The 21,576-nt window shown below is 32.0% G+C and carries 11 protein-coding genes; 10 read left to right on the top strand and 1 reads right to left on the bottom strand.

Features of this window, described 5'->3' with window-relative positions:
* Nucleotides 1–320 precede the first annotated feature (320 nt).
* The gene (locus H8909_RS00995; RefSeq protein WP_117517515.1) at nt 321–725 is read right to left on the bottom strand and encodes a helix-turn-helix domain-containing protein; all 405 of its coding nucleotides are present in this window, start codon (nt 723–725) and stop codon (nt 321–323) included.
* Between the two features lie 270 nt (nt 726–995).
* Here H8909_RS00995 and H8909_RS00990 point away from each other — a divergent pair, with 270 nt between their 5' ends.
* The 10 genes from H8909_RS00990 to H8909_RS00940 all read left to right on the top strand — a co-directional run bounded on the left by H8909_RS00990 (nt 996) and on the right by H8909_RS00940 (nt 21,572).
* On the top strand, nt 996–1,823 hold the full coding sequence (locus tag H8909_RS00990) for a ParA family protein (protein WP_117517513.1): 828 nt from the start codon (nt 996–998) through the stop codon (nt 1,821–1,823).
* On the top strand, nt 1,780–2,733 hold the full coding sequence (locus H8909_RS00985) for a ParB/RepB/Spo0J family partition protein (protein WP_374011428.1): 954 nt from the start codon (nt 1,780–1,782) through the stop codon (nt 2,731–2,733). Before H8909_RS00990 ends, H8909_RS00985 begins: the two co-directional genes overlap by 44 nt.
* A gap of 299 nt (nt 2,734–3,032) precedes the next feature.
* Nucleotides 3,033–3,743 carry a CAP domain-containing protein gene (locus tag H8909_RS00980; RefSeq protein ID WP_117517511.1) on the top strand — a complete coding sequence of 237 codons (711 nt, stop codon included), beginning with the start codon at nt 3,033–3,035 and terminating at the stop codon, nt 3,741–3,743.
* A 73-nt stretch (nt 3,744–3,816) separates the two neighbouring features.
* Nucleotides 3,817–8,400: a SpaA isopeptide-forming pilin-related protein gene (locus tag H8909_RS00975; RefSeq protein WP_187011499.1), complete on the top strand. Its 4,584-nt coding sequence runs from the start codon at nt 3,817–3,819 to the stop codon at nt 8,398–8,400.
* A 195-nt stretch (nt 8,401–8,595) separates the two neighbouring features.
* Nucleotides 8,596–10,170 carry an IS1182 family transposase gene (locus H8909_RS00970; RefSeq protein WP_115715574.1) on the top strand — a complete coding sequence of 525 codons (1,575 nt, stop codon included), beginning with the start codon at nt 8,596–8,598 and terminating at the stop codon, nt 10,168–10,170.
* A 197-nt stretch (nt 10,171–10,367) separates the two neighbouring features.
* Nucleotides 10,368–11,150, top strand: coding sequence for a hypothetical protein (locus H8909_RS00965; RefSeq protein WP_117517507.1), 783 nt, complete (start codon nt 10,368–10,370; stop codon nt 11,148–11,150).
* Entirely contained in the window at nt 11,147–11,398 is a 252-nt protein-coding gene (locus tag H8909_RS00960) for a hypothetical protein (RefSeq protein WP_117517505.1), read from the top strand. The genes H8909_RS00965 and H8909_RS00960 overlap by 4 nt, the downstream gene beginning before the upstream one ends.
* A gap of 18 nt (nt 11,399–11,416) precedes the next feature.
* Nucleotides 11,417–11,854, top strand: coding sequence for a hypothetical protein (locus H8909_RS00955; protein ID WP_117517503.1), 438 nt, complete (start codon nt 11,417–11,419; stop codon nt 11,852–11,854).
* Between the two features lie 227 nt (nt 11,855–12,081).
* Nucleotides 12,082–12,825: a DUF4143 domain-containing protein gene (locus tag H8909_RS00950; protein WP_238928181.1), complete on the top strand. Its 744-nt coding sequence runs from the start codon at nt 12,082–12,084 to the stop codon at nt 12,823–12,825.
* Between the two features lie 245 nt (nt 12,826–13,070).
* Nucleotides 13,071–21,572: a helicase-like domain-containing protein gene (locus tag H8909_RS00940; RefSeq protein WP_238928180.1), complete on the top strand. Its 8,502-nt coding sequence runs from the start codon at nt 13,071–13,073 to the stop codon at nt 21,570–21,572.
* Nucleotides 21,573–21,576: the final 4 nt, after the last annotated feature.

The raw sequence follows: 21,576 nt of genomic DNA, 5'->3' as shown, positions 1-21,576 counted from the left end.
TAGCGGTGCTGTTCCTTGCGAATAATCAATAGTTCATACCTGATTACTTTACACGGAAAATCATTACGTGAGGAATACTCAAGAATAAAACAATAAAAATGGAGAAGGCATAATAATGATAAAGAATTTTTATGCCTTTTTTCAAATTAATTGTGGACTTCCAACCGTATTCAATTTTTTGGTGAGGCGGACTTGTCCAGCGTATTGAGTGGACTTCTCTACTGTAACGAGTGGTCTTCCATTAGCGGAATACTCAACTAACAAATTTTAAAATTCTAGAAACATCACGTTGGGAATAGCCAGCATTTATTCTCGCTACTTTAAATCGATTGTTTATTTGATTGATTTTCATAATTTAGAATTTCCTTTCTAAGTTCATGTTGAACAAACCAATTAACTTTTTGAGTTAATTCTTTATTACTAGATATTTCAAATAGTAATTCTAGAAGTTCATCATTTAATCTTAATTTAGATTTTGCATATTCTATATGAGATGAGTAATCATCTAAACATAAGAGATAATCAAGAGATACATCAAAAATGTTTTTCATTTTGATTAAAGTTGTAACATTGGGCAGACGTAAATTTCGTTCATAGCATCCAATAGTTGCTTTTCCGCCCTTAAATCCTAAGGCAGTACTGAGTTCTGGTTGTGATAGACCAGCTTTTAATCGACATTCTTTAAACCTATTGGGTAAGGTTTTATCTTTGTAATAAATAGTCATTTTAATTCTCCTTTCATGAAATGTAAGTAGTTGGGAAACACCCTATATATACTTACAGGCTCTATTTTATTGGAAAGAAAATTATAAACAACGGTACGAATTTTTGATTTGTAGGTACTTCAATGCTTCTCTTTAAATTATTTGGAGTGCAGTTGTCGCATTTTTAGTGAAGTGTATTTATTTTAATGAAAAAAATTAAAAAAATTTTTTCTAATTTTCCTTCTTACATATCCATTTCAAGCGTTTGGTTATGTAGAAAGGAGTTTTTTTATGGAAAACAAATGTAAAGTGATTGCGATTGCCAATCAAAAAGGAGGTGTGGGAAAAACAGTAACATCTGTATGCTTAGGTGTTTGTCTTGCTCAAGACAATAAAAAAGTCCTCATAGTTGACTTCGATCCGCAAGGAAGCCTTACTAAAGGACTAGGTTATAGAAGTCCTGACTCTTATCAACAAAGTATTAAAGATTTACTGTTTAATGAGATTAATGAAGTTGATGTTGATTATCGTGATTCTATCATTCACACAAATGAGAAATTTGATTTATTACCATCAAACATTTCTCTATCCGGAGCAGACATTCAATTATCAAGTGTCATGAGTCGTGAAACTGTATTTAAAAGAGTATTAGATAAAATCAAAGATGATTATGATTACATTCTAATAGATAGTAATCCAGCATTAAATTTATTTACGATTAATGGCTTAGTAGCAGCAGATAGCATAATCATTCCAGTTCAAGCCGAACCATATGCTACTGACGGATTGAATGATTTACTGCATACGATTGCTACTGCAAAGAAACAAATTAATCCTAATTTAAAAATTGATGGAATCTTAATCACAATGACAGATGCAAGAACAAACTTATCAAAACATATTGCAAATGAAGTAAGAGAAAATTATGGTAAGTTTATTCGAGTATTTAAAACGGAGATTCCTAGAGCGATTAAGACAAGTGAAGCAGCATTATCTGGTCAAAGTCCTATTCAATATGCCCCTAATGCAGAATCTTCTTTAGCCTATCGTAGATTAGCAAAGGAGGTGGAGCAAATTGGCAAAAACATTACCAAAACTAGACATGAGTTCACTCGATGATCTATTTACTACTGAAGAACAAAGACAAGATGCTCAATTAGAAAAAGTAATGAAAATACCAATAAGTGAAATTCACGAGTTTAACAATCATCCTTTTGGTGTTCGATTAGATGAAGATATGACAAAACTTATTGAAAGTATTCATGATAATGGTGTATTAGTTCCAGTACTTGTTCGTCCAGACAAAGATGGCAAAGGATATGAAATGGTGTCCGGACATCGTAGAATGTTTGCCTTAGAAAAAACAGGTGCGAATGAGATTGATGCTATTGTTCGTGAATTAGATGATGACCAAGCAACAATTATCATGGTAGATAGCAATATTCAGCGTGAAAACATCTTACCTACTGAGCGTGGTTATGCTTATCGAATGAAATTAGAGGCAATGAAACATCAAGGAAAACGCCCAAATATAACTTCTACCCAAGTTGGGCAGAAGTTGAATGGAAAATATTCAGTAGAATTATTAGCCGATGAAATGAATGCTACTCGTTCACAAATACAAAGATATATTCGATTAACTTATCTTGTTAAGCCATTAAGAGATATGGTTGATGGTATTCATGAAGATGGTTTTAAGATAGCTTTAAACCCTGCTTATGAACTATCTTTTTTGACCACAAAAGAACAAAATGAATTAGTTGATTGTATTACTACCTGTTTAGCAACACCAAGTCTTGCACAAGCACAAGAATTAAAGCGAAAAAGTCAATCGAATGAATTAGATGAAACCATGATGATGGATATGCTTATGAGTGATAAGCCAAATCAAAAAGAAAAGATTAGTCTGAAAATGGAGGAAATTAATAAATATTTTCCAAAATCATATACACCTAATCAAAAGAAAGAGTTAATTATTAAATTACTGGGTGATTGGGCTAGAAAAAAAGAAAGGAGTCAAGAAAGATGAAAATTTGAAATTCATACCTATGACTTAAAAATTTGTAAAAAAGGCTAAAACAAGGGATAAGTCCGGACTTTTGCAAAATGACAGCCTCATTCTGCCCAAAAGCGTGACTGTGTTTTCCCCCTACAACCCCCTTTCAACATACCGAAGAAAAATTCCGTATGTAAAGAAAGATAATTCATTCTTAAAAGATAAATAGTTCTTATATCTAGATAAGTATAAATAAGAAATAGAGTGATTTATACATTAGTTCTTTTATAGATAACAATCTAAAATGAAATTACATGAATGGAGGAATGTAGATGAAAACACGAAAATGGTTGATGATGTTAGTGACATTGCTTTTGATAACGGGATGTAGTCAAAATGATAGTTCTCAATCTAAAAAAGATTTAAAAACAGAAAGTGCTGTAAACCAGAATACGATTGAAACACAAAAAGTGAAGACAGATGAAAAATCAAAAAAAGATGTTAAAACAACACAGAAACAAGAAATTAAGAAAAGTAAAGTGGTAAATGAAAAAGAGATTATCCACATGAAAAATGAATCAAATAAGACTGTAAAAGAGGAAGTTAAGGAACAACCAAAAGAAGAATCTAAACCTATTGAGAAACCACCTGTTGAAACAACAACTCCCCCTTCTCAAGATAACTCAGTAGTTGAAGTTCCTGAAACTCCAATTGTTGAAGAACCAGTCAAACAAGAAGCAATGGCTCAAGCCGTTATGAACCAAATCAATGCTTATCGACAACAACATGGTTTACAACCTTTAGCACAATCTAGTTATCATCAACAAAAAGCAGATAGTCATGCTTATGAAATGGCAAAAGCGAGAGCCTTATGGCATCAGGATAATGGAGAATGCATTACAAATTCTCCAGATCCATTTAGTGCTTGGGTTACTTCACCTGAACACAACGAAATATTACTAAGAGAAAATAATACACAAGGAGTGGTGTCAATTTACTATGTAGATGGATATTATTACTCCGTATTCAAAACATCTTGGTAGACAAACAATTGAATCTATTGATACAGACACGACTATACCTCGTGTCTTTTTTCATGAAAGGAGAAAAATTAAAATGAAAGGTATATGGAAAAAAATCATGTTATTAACTGCATCATTTGCAATGATATTCTCATCCGTATTTTCAAATATTGCTGTTCCTGTTTATGCAGCAGGTAATGAAACGACATTCTTTGAGATAAATAAAGCAGACGATGTCATCAATGAAGCAAAGAAACATTTAGGTAAGCCTTATGTTTGGGGTGCTGCAGGACCTAACAGTTTTGACTGTTCTGGATATGTGAGCTATGTTTTAAAACAAACAGGATTATCTTTAGGTGCTGATCGTATCACAACAGATACTGCAATTAAATTTTTGAATGGAAAAGGTGTTACTGCTTATCAGTATCCAACTAATGAAAGTAATCCTAAGAATGCTAGAAAAGGAGATTTAGTTTTCTATTATGATAAAAATGGAGATGCTCTTCATATGGCATTTTATATGGGTGAAGGAAAAATTATTCACTGTGCTGAAAACATGCCTAGTGGACCACAAAAACAGGTTATGATAAGTAATGTGGATGATTTATCAACTAAACACGGATCAAGAATGGTAACTTATAAAGTTTATCGTATCTTCCCACAATCTGGTGGAATGCGAATCAAGAAAGTCAATGAAAATGGACAAGCTCTTCCCGGAGTTGTCTTTGAAATCACAAAACCAGATGGAAGTAAATCCAATGTTACAACTGGTTCAGATGGTATTTGGGATAGTGAGCGAGAAAAACTTGATTTAGAAGTTGGAACTTATAAAGTCAAAGAAATTTCAACGATTGAAGGATATTTGCTTGATAGTTCAGTGAGAACTGTTGAAGTCAAAGCTGGTCAAAAGGCAAGCGAAAATGTTTTAGTCGTTACAAATAAAGCTCCTACTGGAGAAATCACATTAACAAAATACAATGATGATAAAAGTGCAGGAGTTGCAGGTACAACATATCATGTTACAAGTGATACTGGTTATGTGAATGATGTGACTACCGATGACAGTGGAAAAATTCATTTAACAGGATTAAAACTTGGAACATATACATTTGTTGAAACGCATGCAGCTGATGGATATTTACTCAATGGAGAACCTATCACAGTAACTCTATCTTATAAAGACCAACATACTGCCATTATTACTGGTAATGCTGAACAAACTAATAAAGAACCAACCGCAAGTATCTCTTTAACAAAAGAAGATAAAGAAACCGGTGGAACTGCTCAAGGTGATGCTACTTTAAAAGGTGCAGAATATCAGTTGATTGCTGCTGAAGATATTTACAATAAAGCACATACCAAAAAATTCTATTCTAAAGGTGAAGTCGTTGCTACTCGTATTACGGATGAAAAAGGAAGCATGGAAGATGTGAAAGGATTGCCTTTAGGCTTCTACCAATTCAAAGAAACAAAAGCAAGTGAAGGATATCTAATTGATCCAACTGTTTATGACATTCATTGTGATTATGAAGGACAAAATGTAGAAGTGGTTATTAGAAACCAATCATCAAAAGAACAAGTAAAGAAACAAGCATTTCAAATCATCAAAGTATCTACTGAAGGAAGTGAAGAATCTGATCTAGTTGCTGGTGCTGAGTTTACTGTGAAATTAACAAGTGAAGTCAATCAAGTTGGGTGGGATAAAGCAAGAACTTACAATATCTTAACGACTGATAAAAAAGGTTATGCTAAATCAATCGAATTACCTTATGGAACGTATACAGTGAAAGAAACAAAAGTACCTGATGAAATGATGCCAGTGGAAGATTTCCAAGTTGTCATTACGGAAGATTCAAGAGAGCCACAAGTGTGGCGAGTATTTAATGATGCTCCATTTAAAGCATTGATTAAAGCAGTCAAAATAGATCAAGAAACTGGAAAAACTGTTTTACTTCCAGATACAACATTTAAAATTAAAAATTTAGATACAAATGAATATGTTGGTCAATGGGTATGGTTCCCTATTCCTCATTATGTAACTGAATTTAAAACAGATGAAACTGGTACAGTAACGACTCCTAGCACATTAGAAGTTGGTGAATATCAGTTAGAAGAAATTCATGCTCCTTATGGATATGTCTTAAATACGGAACCGATTAAATTCAAAGTATCAACATCGACTCCTTATCAAATTGCTGATGATGGAAAAACATCAATCATCATGGTCACAAAAGAAGATAAATCTGTCAAAGGACAAATCAATATTACTAAGATTGGTGAACAATTGGTTGATACAAAAGAAGATGAAAATGGAAATATCCAATTTATCTATGAAAAATTACCTGTTGATGGAGCAACATTCATTATTGAAGCAGATGAAGATATTTACTCTGCCGATAATCAAAAAGACTTAATTTATTTAAAAGGGCAAAAGGTTGCAGAAATCACAACTGAAAATGGTTATGCTCAATCTAAAAAATTGCCTTTAGGTAAATACAAAGTTTATGAAAAAAATGCTGGTGATGGATTTGTGTTAAACAAAGAAATCAAGAAAGTAGAATTAACATACGAGAATGAAAATGTACCTGTTGTTTTTGAAAATGTTGAATATGAAAATCAAAGACAAAAAGTAGATTTAAGTGTCATTAAGAAAGATAAAGAAGATGATACTTTATTAAAAGGTGCAACTTTTGGTTTATATGCAAGCGAAGATATTTATGGAATTGATAATACTCCTCGTGCTAAACGATTATTAATTGAAAAAGGAAAATTGATTGAAAGAGTAGAAACGGATGAAAATGGTAAAGCTATCTTCAATGCCGACTTGCCAATCAATGCAAAACTTGAAATTAAAGAAATCAAAGCTCCTATTGGTTATGCAAGTACAGATGAAATCATTTCCATTGATACAACATATCAAGGACAAGATAAAGAAGTGATTACATTTGAGGAAGTATTCAAAAATGAAATCACAAAAATTGAAGTATCGAAAAAGGATATTACGAATGATGAAGAAATCGAAGGTGCATTCATGAGCGTATATCCTAAAGACGATAAAGGAGCAATCTTTGATGCATGGATTTCTGGCCAAGATGGTAAAAATGAAGATGGTACAGTTAAGCCTCATATGATCAAAGGATTAGAAGTTGGTACAACTTATATCTTAGAAGAAATCAGTTCTCCTTATGGATATGCGATTGCTAATGAAATTGAATTTACTGTAAAAGATACTGGTGAAGTACAATCGGTTGAAATGAAAGATGAAATGATCTTTGGTCAAGTGAAATGGAATAAGACTGGTGAAATCTTCATGCAAACAGTTACTGGACAAACTGAATTTGGTAAAACTGTTAGTCCTGTATGGGAAGAATCAAATATCTTAAATGCTGAAATTACTATTTATGCAGCACAGGATATTACCATTGGAAACCACACTTACTATAAAGAAAATGAAGCAATTCAAACATTAGAAAGTGATTGGAATGCAGTATTAAGTAAGAAATTACCTGTTGGTCGTTATTACTATGTAGAAACAAAAACTCCACATGGATATATCAACAATACTGAAAAACATTATTTTGAAGTAGAAGATAATCAAATCAATGAATTGCAAACGATTGAAACAACATTGGTTAATGATCGTCCTACTGTAGATATTGATATGACTAAGATGTTAGAAGAACAAGAAATCTTTAAAAATCCAAATGCTTATAAAGACATTGTATTTGGAATCTTTGCTCGTGAAGATATTTATAACTATATGGGTGATGTAGCCATTGAAAATGGAACAATGATTTATACTTCTGGTATAAATGAAGATGGACATTTAACATTAGCTGATACTTTCGATTTACCAAATGGTGTTTATTATTTAAAAGAACTTTCTACAAATGGTCAATATGTATTAAATGATAATGAATATGATTTTGAAATTGCTTATCATGGTGAAGATGTATCTAAGTATACTGTAAAGATTGGCAATGATGGAATTATCAATAATGAACTTGCTCGTGGTATGATTCAAGTGAAAAAGACGGATAAAGATAATGAATCTAAAGTATTATCTGATGTGCCATTCAATATTTCTGCAAAAGAAGATATGAGTGAAATCATCAAAACAGTTAAAACAAATGATAAAGGGTTTGCTATCTTTGAAGAATTAGAACTTGGAACGTACTATATTCAAGAAGCGAAACAAATTGATGGTTATGTATTAAATGATCATATCTATAAAGTTGAAGTTACGAAAAATGGTGATGCTTTAGAAATCAATTGCGTGAACACTCCAACAGAAATGCAATTTAGTAAACAAGATATTACAACTGGTAAAGAATTACCTGGTGCAACCATTACAGTTACCGATAAAGAAACTGGAAAAGTAATTGATGAATGGGTATCTACCGATAAACCACACATCATTAAATATCTAGTAGAAGGTAAAGAATATATCATGACTGAAAAAATCGCACCTAAAGGATATGACATTGCCGAAAGTATTACCTTTACTGCCGAACATGGAGAAAAGATTATCATGAAAGATGCATTAAAACCAAAAACTCCAGAAACTGGCGATCAAACAAATCTTAATTTATGGTTAGCGCTAGCTGGTATTTCATCAATCGGTGTATTAGGTTCTATCTACTTATCAAGAAGAAAAAAAGAAGGTACGAATGAATAACGCTGATTTAATGACTTGGAGTGTAGTTGGAATCTTATTATTCCTAGTTACTATAAAGATTTATTTCCAAGTACGTTCAATAAAAAAACATCAACAAAGATTAAGGGGCTGTGACAGATAAATCAAAGCTCTAAGGTAAAAAAATACACCCAATCCTATAAGGAAAAAGGTGTATTTTTTTGGTATAATTTATGTATGACAATTACTCAAATTAACCAACCAAATTATACAGCATATCAGCCATATATGCTACTGGATTTTGAATTTTCTTTTCAAAACGATGTCCTTAAGGATGATTTGAGTATCACGATCCTGGAAGTCTTGAGGAGGATTGATCTGAGTAAGTTCATAGATTTCCATCATCTTGATTCTCGTTCTTATGATCCTGTCATGATGCTGACCGTCATTCTTATGGCCTTCGCTGAAGACGGCTACGCTTCTTTACGCAAGCTGGAAAAACTTTGCCGCTATGATGTCCGTTATCGCAGTATCACAAACGGCTTCATTCCCAGCTACAAGAGCTTTGAACGCTTCATCAATAACACACTGAAAGAATCGATAGAAACCATTGCGAAAGAAATCTATCTGTATGTACAAGATGAAAAGGCATTGGAAGAACAGATTCTTTATATTGACGGGACGAAATTTGAGGCCAATGCCAATAAGATGACTTTCTGCTGGAGAGGCTGGAGCAAGCGTTATCTTCCAAGACACTGGCAGAAATGCATGGAACTGTTGAGACAGGTAAACCGATACTTTAAGAAACATGAAATCGATATACATTATTCGATTCTGAAATATCCAAATATCGAATATATGATAAAAATAGATGAAGCACTTGAAAACTGGCTGAAGGAAAAAGAACATATCCGAAAAGGCAGAGGAAAACACGAGATCGCAAAATTGTGCGATGAACTGAAGAAAAGTGCAGTCAAGATGTGGCAGTATGCCATACAGGAAGATATACTTGGAGAAAGAAACAGTTTCTCCAAGACGGATCCGGATGCCACATTCATGCATATGAAATATGATTATTATAATCATACGAATGTGTTCAAGCCTGGATATAATGTACAGATAGGAGTAAACAATGGGTACATCGCTTATCAGTATATCAGCAGTGATGCCAACGACATGAGAACCCTGCAGCCATTTACAGAAGGATACAAAGAACTGTATGGGCAGTATCCAAAGATGGAAGTAACGGATGCAGGATATGGGAGCTATGAAAACTACAGCTACTGTAAAAGCAAGGGGATCAAAGGCATATTGAAATATAGCGGATATGAAAAGAAGAAAGAAAAAGTAACTGACAAGAACCGTTATCAGCTGCGGCATATGGAACGCATGGAGGATGGAACACCAGTTTGTCCTGCAGGACATGTGTTTGAAAAAGAGCGAATCGGAGTAAATCTCCAGGGACAGTATCCAAAAATGACAGTGTATTATAGAAATAAAAACTGTTGTGGGTGTGCACAAAGAAATAAATGCACGACTTCAAAAAATGGAAGAAGTGCAAGGATCGTACCGGCATTAGAGAAGATGCATACAGAAATAGATGAATATCTAAAGAGCGAAGAAGGAAAGATGTTGATGAGGAAACGCAGCGCACAGGCAGAGGGGGCATTTGCGGATATCAAGCAGGACTTTGAATATGTGCGACTTCATCGACGAGGGGAAAGCGGAGTAAAAGTAGAATTGATTCTGGTATGTATAGGATATAACCTAAGAAAGTACCATAATCGAAAAAAGGTGAAAAATATGAATTAGTTTTCCACAATGAGCAGGGGGAAGATTGAAAAGCAAAGGTAGAAAATAGCTATTTTAAGGATAGTTGTTTTTAAAATACCCAAAAGCAGGAAGAATTATTAAAAAAAGCTGTGATTTTCGGAGAAACTATAATTTCTCTTACTCGTCACAGCCCCTTTTCCTATATATAAATATAAATAATTGAAAGGAGCTTATTTATGGAATTATTAAATACAAAAAACAAATTAATAAAGCAAATTGCAAAATTCGAGGAGGATCTTATGGATAAGTTTGCTCAACCATCGTTATTATTTCTATTGAGTAATGATATTAAAAATATTATTGGAATTTATGATGAATGTATGGATGTAGAGTATGTCGTATTAAATTTAGGAGATACTTATACTATATTAGAAAGAAATGAGATTAACTTTTCAAAACTTCAAAAAGAAGTATTTGATTCACAAATGGAGTCCTATGTACTGCAATTATTAGATGATGGTTATAATTTAAAATTTATGGACTTAGATTTTCATGCTCGTCTTTGGGATTTTATTGACGAATTCATTTATGAAGTAAATTTATATGAAAACGGATTATACAAATATCTAAGTTTTTGTGAAAAAACTGGAATCTGTTATAAAACATTAATTCAGCATACTTCTCAAATTATTTGTACTGATGCGTTATTTCATTTTTATCATGTTGAATTTAGAAATCATGGTGTTATTTTAGATAATTGTATTGGAGATCAATATTTATTATTAGGTTCTAGCTTTGATGAAAATGATAAACGATATTATTCAGTTATGCTATTAAATGATCATCATGAAGTTATTGATAAAAAAGATTATTACCAACTAGAATCTTCTATCATTGACTATAACAATCGCTTCTATGATTTAAAAATTAAAGAACATAGAGCGTGTGAAAAATATATAAGTGATTCTATTCACGATCATATTGAATTTCTTAAAGAAAGAAATGAGGAAGTACAATGAAGACGAATGAATCATATAATGAATGTTTAAAAATCTTGAAGAATCATCATTACAAACATTATAAAATTGATTATATTCTTCAAATGAGTAAATCTGATAATCATCATTTCATTGGATATGCAACTTCAAAAGAAAATAATGATGATATGGTATATATTAAATTCAAAGACAAGAGTATGTCAGAAGTATATCCGATTCCAGACTGGGACTTTAATGTAGATGGTTATCTATTATCTGAACTTGAATAAGGATATACAATTGATTATATGTCATTAGAATGCCACGATAATACATGGTGTAACATTGATGAGTGGCGTGATGAATTAGAACATTTTGATGGACTTCAAACATATCTATCCTATTGTCAAAGAAACGATATTAATTCCAATATTATGAGCATATATTCTAATAACCATTTAAATATCATGGATATGTATAAGGAAAATAATGCTGGATATGATATTATCGCATCAACTTCTATAGGGAGTCATACGATTGTATTAGGATATAACAAAAGAAAAGATGAATATGTAACTTGGCGTACTTCCCCAAATCGTAATGGTGGTTATGATGTAGGATTTTACTATACCAACTATAAAGATGCTTTCAAAAATTATGAAGGACGTTGTAATGATATATTAGAAAATCATCTTTCTTTTGAAAAGAATAAAATCAAACCAAAAGAAAAAGGTTTTGAAAGATAAATATATGTATTTATACATTAAGAATGGTAATAATAGACTCATATCCATATTCAATAAAATTATAGGTAATTAAATTTCCTAAATATGTGAATGGTGATTTACGTATTTTTGAACGCTATTCGAACGGGGATTTACGTATTTTTAGTGTTTACTTGAATGGAAAGAAAATCGAAGTAATAAATATGCATTATTAATCAAAGGAGCAAGACGTATCGAGAAAAGTACAATTGCTGAAGAGTTCACTAAAAAATGAATTTAAGTCATATATTTTAATCAATTTCGCACATACAAGTAAAGAAATCATTGATTTATATGAGGAGGATTTTGTTAAAATTGATGGTACAGGGCTTGCAGGAGATATTTACGATGCAATACTAGCAAATTTAAGCGGTAATGCATCAAGATATGTCTTATCAACTGCTAGAGAAGGCATAAGAGCGAATAGAGTACGTGAATTAATTCCTGATATGCTTAGTTCATTTACTATAAATATTGCGTATCATGCAAACAATCCTAATGTGGGTATGGCTGTAGAAAAGGATATTAGTCGTTATAAACTATTTTTTTCTGATGTGGGATTGTTCATAACACTTGCATTTAAAGATAAGGACTTTACCGATAATATGATTTATAGTAAACTCTTGTCAAATAAACTTGATACAAATTTAGGTTATGTGTACGAAAATATCGTAGCTCAAATGTTATTAGCAAATGGTAATAATTTATTTTATTATACAATGGATAGCGATAGTTCTAATCGTCTATACGAAATTGATTTCTTACTTTCAATAGGCAATAAAATATGTCCAATAGAAGTTAAATCTGGAAATTATAGATCTCATAAATCCTTAGATTTATTTAGTACTAAGTTCAGTAGTAGAATTAAAGAAAAATATGTTATTCATACGAAAGACTATAAATCAGAAAATGGAATTCAATATATTCCTATTTATATGGTTCCATTTATATAAAAAAGACATTTAATTTATTTCGCCAACCGGCACAGTAAATGGCACAGTAAACTAGTGCAGATATTGATTTAAGAAATAATATTTATAGGACAATTATAAGTGAAACTATAATGGAACTGTAAATTTCAAATAGTTTTGATAAACTATTTGCTTAATTTTCCTTCATAAAACTAAATATACTAAATTATTAGGAATTTCAAATGTTGGAGTTCCTTTTTTCATACAAAATTAAAGGAGGTGCGAAAATGCCAAGCAAATATCAATATGTTCACGAACTATGGCTAGAACAATCTCAACATATAACTTCTTCACCAGAAAGTTGGATGACATTTCTAAAAACTGCTTCATGGACATATAAATACCGATTTGAAGATCAAATTTTGATTTATTCTCAAAAACCTAACGCAAGAGCCTGTGCTGATTTTGATACATGGAATCAAAAGATGAATCGTTGGATTAAGAAAAATACCAAAGGAATTGCTTTACTGAACGAAAAAGGACATGGTCTTCGTTATGTATTTGATATTAGTGATACACGAAGTCCAACAAATAAACCATTACACCTTTGGAATATCCAAGAAGAATACTATCCTGAATTTATTGAAATGATTGATAATAAATATGGTCCATTTCAACATTCAAGTAATGATTTAGGTGAGATATTAATGAAAATGGCAGAAGTTATTGCACAAGATAACTGCCAAGATTATTTATCTTCTCTTGTTAAATATAATCGAGATAGTAATCTAGAGTACTTAGAAGAACATGAAATACAAACACTATTTGAAAGTTTAGTATCGAATACTATTGCCTTTGAATTTATCAATCGCTGTGGTTTAGATACAAGTTTATATTTTGATGAACAGGATTTTTATCCTATTACAAATTTTAACTCCCTTGATACAATCGGGCAGTTAGGAATGACTTGTCATGATTTATGTGAAATGGGAATGCAGGATATTTCTGTAAAAGCACGAGAAATTATGATTCGTACATTTGCAAAAGAAACGCAAACAATAGAAAATGATAGTGTCAAAGATGAAAGGAGCGATTTACATGAAAACAATCACATACAGTCAAGTGGGAGATTACCAGATTCCCAATCTAATGGCGAACGAACCAATTCTCAACAGCCATTACGCACGATTAAGATACCAATACCTAAAGAACAATCATCCGGGACATTTATTCGCACTGAAAGCGAAGAATCAACTCAACCAACATCTCAAAGAAATCGAAGTACAAGCCCAAGAGAGAATGGAAACAATGATGCAACAATTATTAGTGAAGTATCCAGCACCGAACAAAGAAAACAATCAAATGGAATGGGTAGCTTATATGAACAACTTGAAATCAATAGCCAACGAAGTAATTCTCAAGGAGATTATCAACAATTAGATTTAGGATTTGGATTAAACGATACAGGTGGTGACGAACAAAGTTTACCACCTTTTAATATGGATTATTTATCTACTTTACTTTGTACAGATATAGGATTAACAAAAAAGAAAGAAGACATTGTTCAATACTTTAAAGAACATACCGATGATGAAGAACGCACTGCTTTTATCTCTGAATGTTATGATGATACATTGATTCAAACCTATCGAAATCCGCAATGGTATGATTTTAACTATATTGGATATAAGAAAAATAGACATGGGTTAGACATTTGGGAAGGAAACTATTTAAATAAGAAATCTTCATCGTTTCTATCTTTTATGGAAATTCAATCTGAAATATCCAAGCTAATTGATAACTATGAATACACATTACCAAATTGGGATGGCATGTCAGGTGTTCAACTTGCTTATCAAAATAAAGTATTCAATAAATATGCATTATTTCAATTCATGATTTATAGAGCAGAGTTATTAAAACCATCAAGTGAGATTATCGCATATTTTAAAGAACATACCGATAAAGACGAACAAGCTCACTTTATTCAGGACTGTTATCCAAATCATGTTGTTGAATGGCAAGTCGATGGTGTGCCTTTGGGATATGTAAAAAATCATGAGCATCTTCACCTTTATTATGGTACTTATGATAATCAATTAGAAAGTGTTGATTACACATGGAGTCGAGTAGCTTATGAAATTGATGGACTGATATTATCACGATATTACGATCCAAATGTTCAGATACCTACTTTAGAAGAACAACAAAATGCTGTATTTGAAAATGAAGAATCTTTAAGAAATGGAATTTTCTTTTCACAAGAAGAAATTGATAGAGTTTTAACTCGTGGCAGTGGCTTTTCTCAAGGAAAATATCGAATCTATCAACAGTTGCAAAAACATAGATCATCAAAAGAAAAAGAGGCCTTTTTAAAACATGAATATGGTATTGGTGGTTCTTCTCCTGCTGTTGGATATATTAGTGAGGATCATGATGGTAAAGGAATCACGATCACACGAAGTATCGAAAATCGTAAAGATGAAATCAAGGTTACTTTAAAATGGGATAAAGTTGTAAAAAGGATAAGTGAATTGATTGCGTCAAATCGTTATCTAAGTCAAAAAGAATTAGAATACTATCCTACTTATCTGCAAGAACAAATCAACAATGAATTAGATAAAGAACGTAAGCAACTAGAAAGCACACAAACATCAAATCAAACAGAGGAAATAATACCTGCTGATGTTCCCAAAGAATATCAATGGCATATGGGAGATACGGTATATATCGGTATTTCAGAATACGAGATTATTCAAAATAATGATACGATTGTGCTTCAAGATAAAGAATTCCCATTATTTAATGAAACTTATACTCCTGATGAGTTACGCAAAGTGTTAGAGGAAAATCCTCTAAATGATGGTTTACTTGTTCCTATCCAAGAAAAAGAAACAACAAAAGATGAACTGATTCAAGAGTATATTCCTTTATTTCTTGATAAGATTAAACGTTCTTCTATTTATCCGTCTCTTCGTGATCGTGATACAACCATTGATGAAGCTCAAGATTTAATTGCTTCAGAAATGATAAGTATTATTGGTTCGATAAACGCTGAACATCGTGAAATATATGAGTTATATACGAGTGATGAGGTTATGCGTAAGATAATCATCAATGATTTAATTGATAAAACATATCAGGATTACAGTTTTTCTTCTATACAAGAAACAACTATGCCACATATGTTATATCAACAGTTAACCCAATTAAATAGTCGAATAGCTGAAACAAAATCAGCATTAATTGTTTTATATCCAAGAAACGATCGTGAATATCCGCTTATGCTGTCATATGATGATAAAACACATACAATAGATATGTTTCATTTTTATGAAATAGATGGTATAGAAGTCAATGAACCGTTTATGACTTTTAAAATTGATGCAGAAAAGCAAGTATTAACGCCTATCTATTATGAAAATCCTTTGATGAATGTTCAGTTTGATTTAAACAATACTCCTGAAGAACAAAAAGAATTTGTATCTAAGGATATGGAAAACTATGCATCAAGTTGGCTCAACAATATGATTCAAAAAAACTATTATATTGAAAGTGAGCAATTGTATAAAACTTCAGATCATAAGGGTATCTATCGTATTTATTATAATGAGGATGAAACTATCAAAGTTTCGGATATGCTTTATACTCAGTTAGCTGAGTTTGCAAAAGAATATCATTATGATATCCCAAATGACTATCGAATGTATCAAAAAATAGAAACGATTGAAGATATTTTATCTTATCTAAATATAGAAGATATCGAAGTACAGTGGGATGATGAATTTGAACAGATTATTGCTGCAGATGAAGATAATACATGGAATGGAAAAGAGTTTTATGATTTCTTACTCAACGAAGCCATTGTTTATGATGATAAAGATGCTCCAAATGGAATACCAACTTCTGTATATGAACGATTAAAAGATTTTGCTTCTATTCAAAAAATACCGGAAATTAAAGAAAGTCCTAAAATTGATTATCATATTGCTGATGAACATTTAGGTGCAGGTACTCCAAAAGAACGATATAGAAATAACATTGCAGCCATCAAGCTGCTTTTTTCTTTGGAAAAACAACATCATAGTGCTACAAAAGAAGAACAAGAAATCTTGGCAAAATATGTTGGCTGGGGTGGACTTGCCGATGTCTTTGATGAATCCAAATCCAACTGGACAAATGAATATCATGAACTGAAAGATTTACTGAACGAAGATGAATATAGAAATGCAAGAGAATCCACTTTAACTGCATTTTATACGCCATCTGTAGTTATTGAGAGTATCTATCAGATTCTTTCTAATTTAGGTTTTCGATATGGAAATATATTAGAACCAGCATGTGGTACCGGTAATTTTATGGGACTTGTTCCTGAATCAATGAAAGATTCTAAAATGTACGGAATTGAACTTGATTCTATTACTGGTCGTATTGCCAAACAACTATATCAAAATGCAAACATCAGTATCGAAGGATATGAAGATACTAAACTTCCAGATTCTTTCTTTGATGTCGCAGTCGGTAACGTTCCCTTTGGACAATTTGGTGTAGTCGATAAACGCTATGATAAGTACCATTTCAATATTCATGATTATTTCTTTGCGAAAACATTAGACAAAGTACGACCGGGAGGTATTATTGCATTTGTTACTTCTCGATTCACGATGGATAAAGCAAATAGTTCAGTTCGAAAATATATCAGTGAACGTGCTGAATTATTAGGAGCAATTCGTTTACCAAACAATACCTTTAGCGAAAGTGCAAATACGAAAGCGGTCAGCGATATTTTAGTTCTTCAAAAACGAGATCGTCCTATGGTTGTTGATGAAGCATGGTTATATACCGAAAAGGATTCTCAAGGAAATGTCATGAACAGTTACTTTGTTTCGCATCCAAATATGATTCTAGGAAATGTTGAAAAGTCAAAAAATATGTATGGTCGAGAAGATCTAACAGTAACACCTTATGAAGATGTTACCCTTAAAGAAGCATTAGATAGTGCAATACAATCTATTCATGGACATATTGAAAATAGTATTATCAATGAATTAGAATTAGATTCCAATGAACCGGATATTGTATCTATTCCAGCCAATCCTGATGTACGTAATTATAGTTATACAATGGTCGATGGCGATATTTATTTTCGTGAAAACAGTCAGATGGTCAAAATGGAGTTATCGAAAACAGCTCAAAATCGTATTACTGGTTTAATTGATATTCGTGAGTGTGTTAGAAAATTGATTGATTATCAAAAAGAAGATTATCCAGAATCCATGATTGAAAGCGAACAGAAACACTTAAATGAACTCTATGATACTTTTACAGCCCAATATGGACTGATCAATAGTCGTGGAAATGCTCTTGCTTTTCGAGAAGATAGTTCCTATTATCTTCTTTGTTCATTAGAAAATATAAATGAAGATGGCACATTAAAATCAAAAGCAGATATGTTTACAAAACGAACAATACGAAAAAAAGAAGTTGTTCAAAGTGTCGAAACATCACAAGAAGCTTTGATGTTGTCATTAGCTGAAAAGGCTACAATCGACTTTGACTATATGTCATCCTTAACTGGATTCGATAAGGAAAAGATGATTAACGATTTACATGGAGTGATTTATAAAATCCCAAATGTGAATGAACCTAGTTTAGAAGAATATGTAACAGCTGATGAATATTTGAGTGGAAATATTCGTGAGAAACTTAAAATCGCAAAGATATCAACTTTAATTGATCTTCAATATCAAGACCATGTAGATGCTCTTACAAAGGCAATGCCACAAGATCTAAGTGCTTCTGAAATTGAAGTACGACTTGGTGCTACATGGATAGATTCCGATATTTATGAACAGTTTATGTTTGAAATCTTATCTACATCCGGTTTTGCAAAACAGCATATCCATATTACCTATTCTAAATTTACAGATACTTGGAATGTATCTAATAAGAATTGGGATCGTGGCAATGCAAAAGCTGAAAAAACTTATGGAACACACCGAGCCAATGCTTATCGTTTGATTGAAGATTGTTTAAATCTTAAAGGGACAAAAATCTTCGATTATGAATACGATGATGATGGTAAAAAAGTCGCAATATTAAATAAAAAAGAAACCATGATTGCGCAACAAAAACAGGATTCCATTAAAGATGCTTTTAAAAACTGGATATGGAAAGATTTTGATCGCCGAGAGCATTTAACACAAAAATATAATGAATTATTCAATTCAACAAGACCAAGAGAATACAATGGAGATCATTTAGAGTTTCCAAATATGAATACGGAGATCACTTTAAGAAAACATCAAAAAGATGCGATTGCTCATATTCTTTATGGAAATAATGTTTTACTTGCACACGTCGTTGGTGCTGGAAAGACCTACGAAATGACTGCTGCCTGTATGGAATTGAAACGTTTGGGTATTAGCCAAAAAGCAATGTTTGTAGTTCCCAATCATTTAATTGAACAATGGGGTTCAGAATTTCTTCAATTGTATCCTAGTGCTAATATTTTGGTTGCTAGAAAACAAGACTTTGAAAAAAGTAATCGTAAAAAGTTTTGTTCAAGAATTGCCACTGGAGATTATGATGCGATTATCATTGGACATTCTATGTTTGAAAAAATACCCGTATCCATTGAACGACAAAAACGAATGATTGAAGAACAAATCGAAGGTATTACCCAAGGTATTCAAGATTTAAGACAAAACAATGGTGAAAGATATTCCATTAAACAATTAGAAAAGACAAAGAAAACACTAAAAAAGCGATTAGAAAAATTAAATAGTGATGAAAGAAAAGATGATGTTGTAACTTTTGAAGAATTAGGAGTCGATCGAATCTTTGTAGATGAAAGTCATAACTATAAAAATCTATTCCTATATACCAAGATGAGAAATGTAGCTGGATTATCCCAAACTGAAGCCCAAAAATCATCAGATTTATTTATGAAGTGTCAATATTTAGATGAATTAACAAATGGAAAAGGAATTGTTTTTGCGACAGGAACGCCAATTTCTAACTCTATGACAGAGATGTATACGATTCAACGTTATCTTCAATTTGATGCTTTAAAGAAACAAGGATTAGAACATTTTGATGCATGGGCTTCTACTTTTGGAGAAACAATTAGTGCAATAGAACTTGCTCCAGAGGGCACTGGTTATCGAATGAAAACACGATTCGCTAAATTTTACAACTTGCCTGAACTTATCAATATGTTTAAAGAAGTAGCTGATATTAAAACAGCAGATATGTTAAATCTACCAGTGCCAACGGCTCATTATGAAAATATTTCAGTAAAACCAAGTGAAATGCAAAAAGAAATTGTAGAGTCACTTGCTGATCGAGCGCAAGAAGTTCGAGATGGTAATGTTGATCCAACACAGGATAATATGCTTAAAATCACAAATGATGGGCGTAAACTTGCATTGGAACAAAGATTAATTAATCCTTTACTTCCCGAAAATGAACATAGTAAAGTGAATGCTTGTTTAGAAAATGTCTTTCGTATTTATGAAGAAAACAAAGATAAAAAATCAACGCAGCTTATCTTTTGTGATATGTCTACACCATCAAAAACATCATCGACTTTTATTGAAAGTTTAGATTCATCAGAAAATATTCCCTATACTAATGTCTATGATGATATAGCACATAAACTGATTGATTATGGTATTCCGCCTAGTGAAATTGCTTATATTCATGATGCTGCTACCGATGTAAAGAAGAAAGAATTATTCTCAAAAGTTCGTGCCGGTACAGTACGAATTTTATTAGGTTCGACACAAAAGATGGGTGCAGGAACAAATGTTCAGGACCGCTTGATTGCGATTCATGATTTAGATTGTCCATGGCGTCCTAGTGACTTAGAACAACGAGCAGGAAGAATTGTCAGACAAGGTAATCAAAATAGTGATGTTTATATTTATCGTTATGTTACGGAACAAACCTTTGATGCGTATTTGTATCAGTTAGTAGAAAATAAACAAAAGTTCATTTCTCAAATCATGACAAGTAAATCGCCTGTTCGAAGTGCTGAAGATATTGATGAAGCTTCGTTAAATTATGCAGAAATCAAGGCATTAGCAAGTGGAAATCCAAAGATTAAAGAAAAGATGGACTTGGATATTCAAGTCAGTAAATTAAAACTGGCAAAAGCGAATTATTTAAGTGAACGATATGACTTGGAAGATAAGATTATCAAATATTATCCAATGAAGATTGCTTCTATTAAAGAACGAATTTCAAATTATCAAAAAGATTTTGAAACTACAAAAGATGTTGAACAGTTTACTGGTATGAAAGTTCATGGAAAGTTCTATGACGAAAAAGAATTGGCAGGTAATGCATTGTTGCTTGCATGTAAGAATCATAAAACAACAGATTCTAAATCAATTGGTCAATATCGTGATTTTGAAATGCTATTATCCTATGACAGTTTTTATAATTATCACAAGATCACTTTGAAAAAGAATGCTCAATATGTTGTCGACTTAGGTGATGATGTCTATGGAAATATCACTCGTTTGGATAATCAAATCAATTCTATTTCTAAAAAATTAGAAACTGAAAAAACATTATTAGTTGATATTGAACATCAGTTTGAAAATGCAAAAGAAGAAGTCAATCGTCCTTTTGAAAAGGAACAAGAACTTCAAGAAAAATCTTCTCGATTGTCTGAATTAAATAAGGAATTGGATATTGGCAATAAAGATAATCACGCTGAAGTATCGTTAGATGATGAAACTGAAGAAATCGAATCTAGAAAAAATGAAATATCAAGATAAGGGA

Source organism: Catenibacterium faecis (genome assembly GCF_014306455.1).
Taxonomy (GTDB): domain Bacteria; phylum Bacillota_I; class Bacilli_A; order Erysipelotrichales; family Coprobacillaceae; genus Catenibacterium; species Catenibacterium mitsuoka_A.
This window is presented reverse-complemented; position numbering and strand designations above follow the sequence as displayed.

What these genes read in the sequence shown, in the direction of transcription:
- H8909_RS00995 (WP_117517515.1), bottom strand. Translation starts at nt 725, where the DNA reads ATGACTATTTATTACAAAGATAAAACCTTACCCAATAGGTTTAAAGAA.
- H8909_RS00990 (WP_117517513.1), top strand. Translation starts at nt 996, where the DNA reads ATGGAAAACAAATGTAAAGTGATTGCGATTGCCAATCAAAAAGGAGGT.
- H8909_RS00955 (WP_117517503.1), top strand. Translation starts at nt 11,417, where the DNA reads ATGTCATTAGAATGCCACGATAATACATGGTGTAACATTGATGAGTGG.
- H8909_RS00960 (WP_117517505.1), top strand. Translation starts at nt 11,147, where the DNA reads ATGAAGACGAATGAATCATATAATGAATGTTTAAAAATCTTGAAGAAT.
- H8909_RS00970 (WP_115715574.1), top strand. Translation starts at nt 8,596, where the DNA reads ATGACAATTACTCAAATTAACCAACCAAATTATACAGCATATCAGCCA.
- H8909_RS00980 (WP_117517511.1), top strand. Translation starts at nt 3,033, where the DNA reads ATGAAAACACGAAAATGGTTGATGATGTTAGTGACATTGCTTTTGATA.
- H8909_RS00975 (WP_187011499.1), top strand. Translation starts at nt 3,817, where the DNA reads ATGAAAGGTATATGGAAAAAAATCATGTTATTAACTGCATCATTTGCA.
- H8909_RS00940 (WP_238928180.1), top strand. Translation starts at nt 13,071, where the DNA reads ATGCCAAGCAAATATCAATATGTTCACGAACTATGGCTAGAACAATCT.
- H8909_RS00965 (WP_117517507.1), top strand. Translation starts at nt 10,368, where the DNA reads ATGGAATTATTAAATACAAAAAACAAATTAATAAAGCAAATTGCAAAA.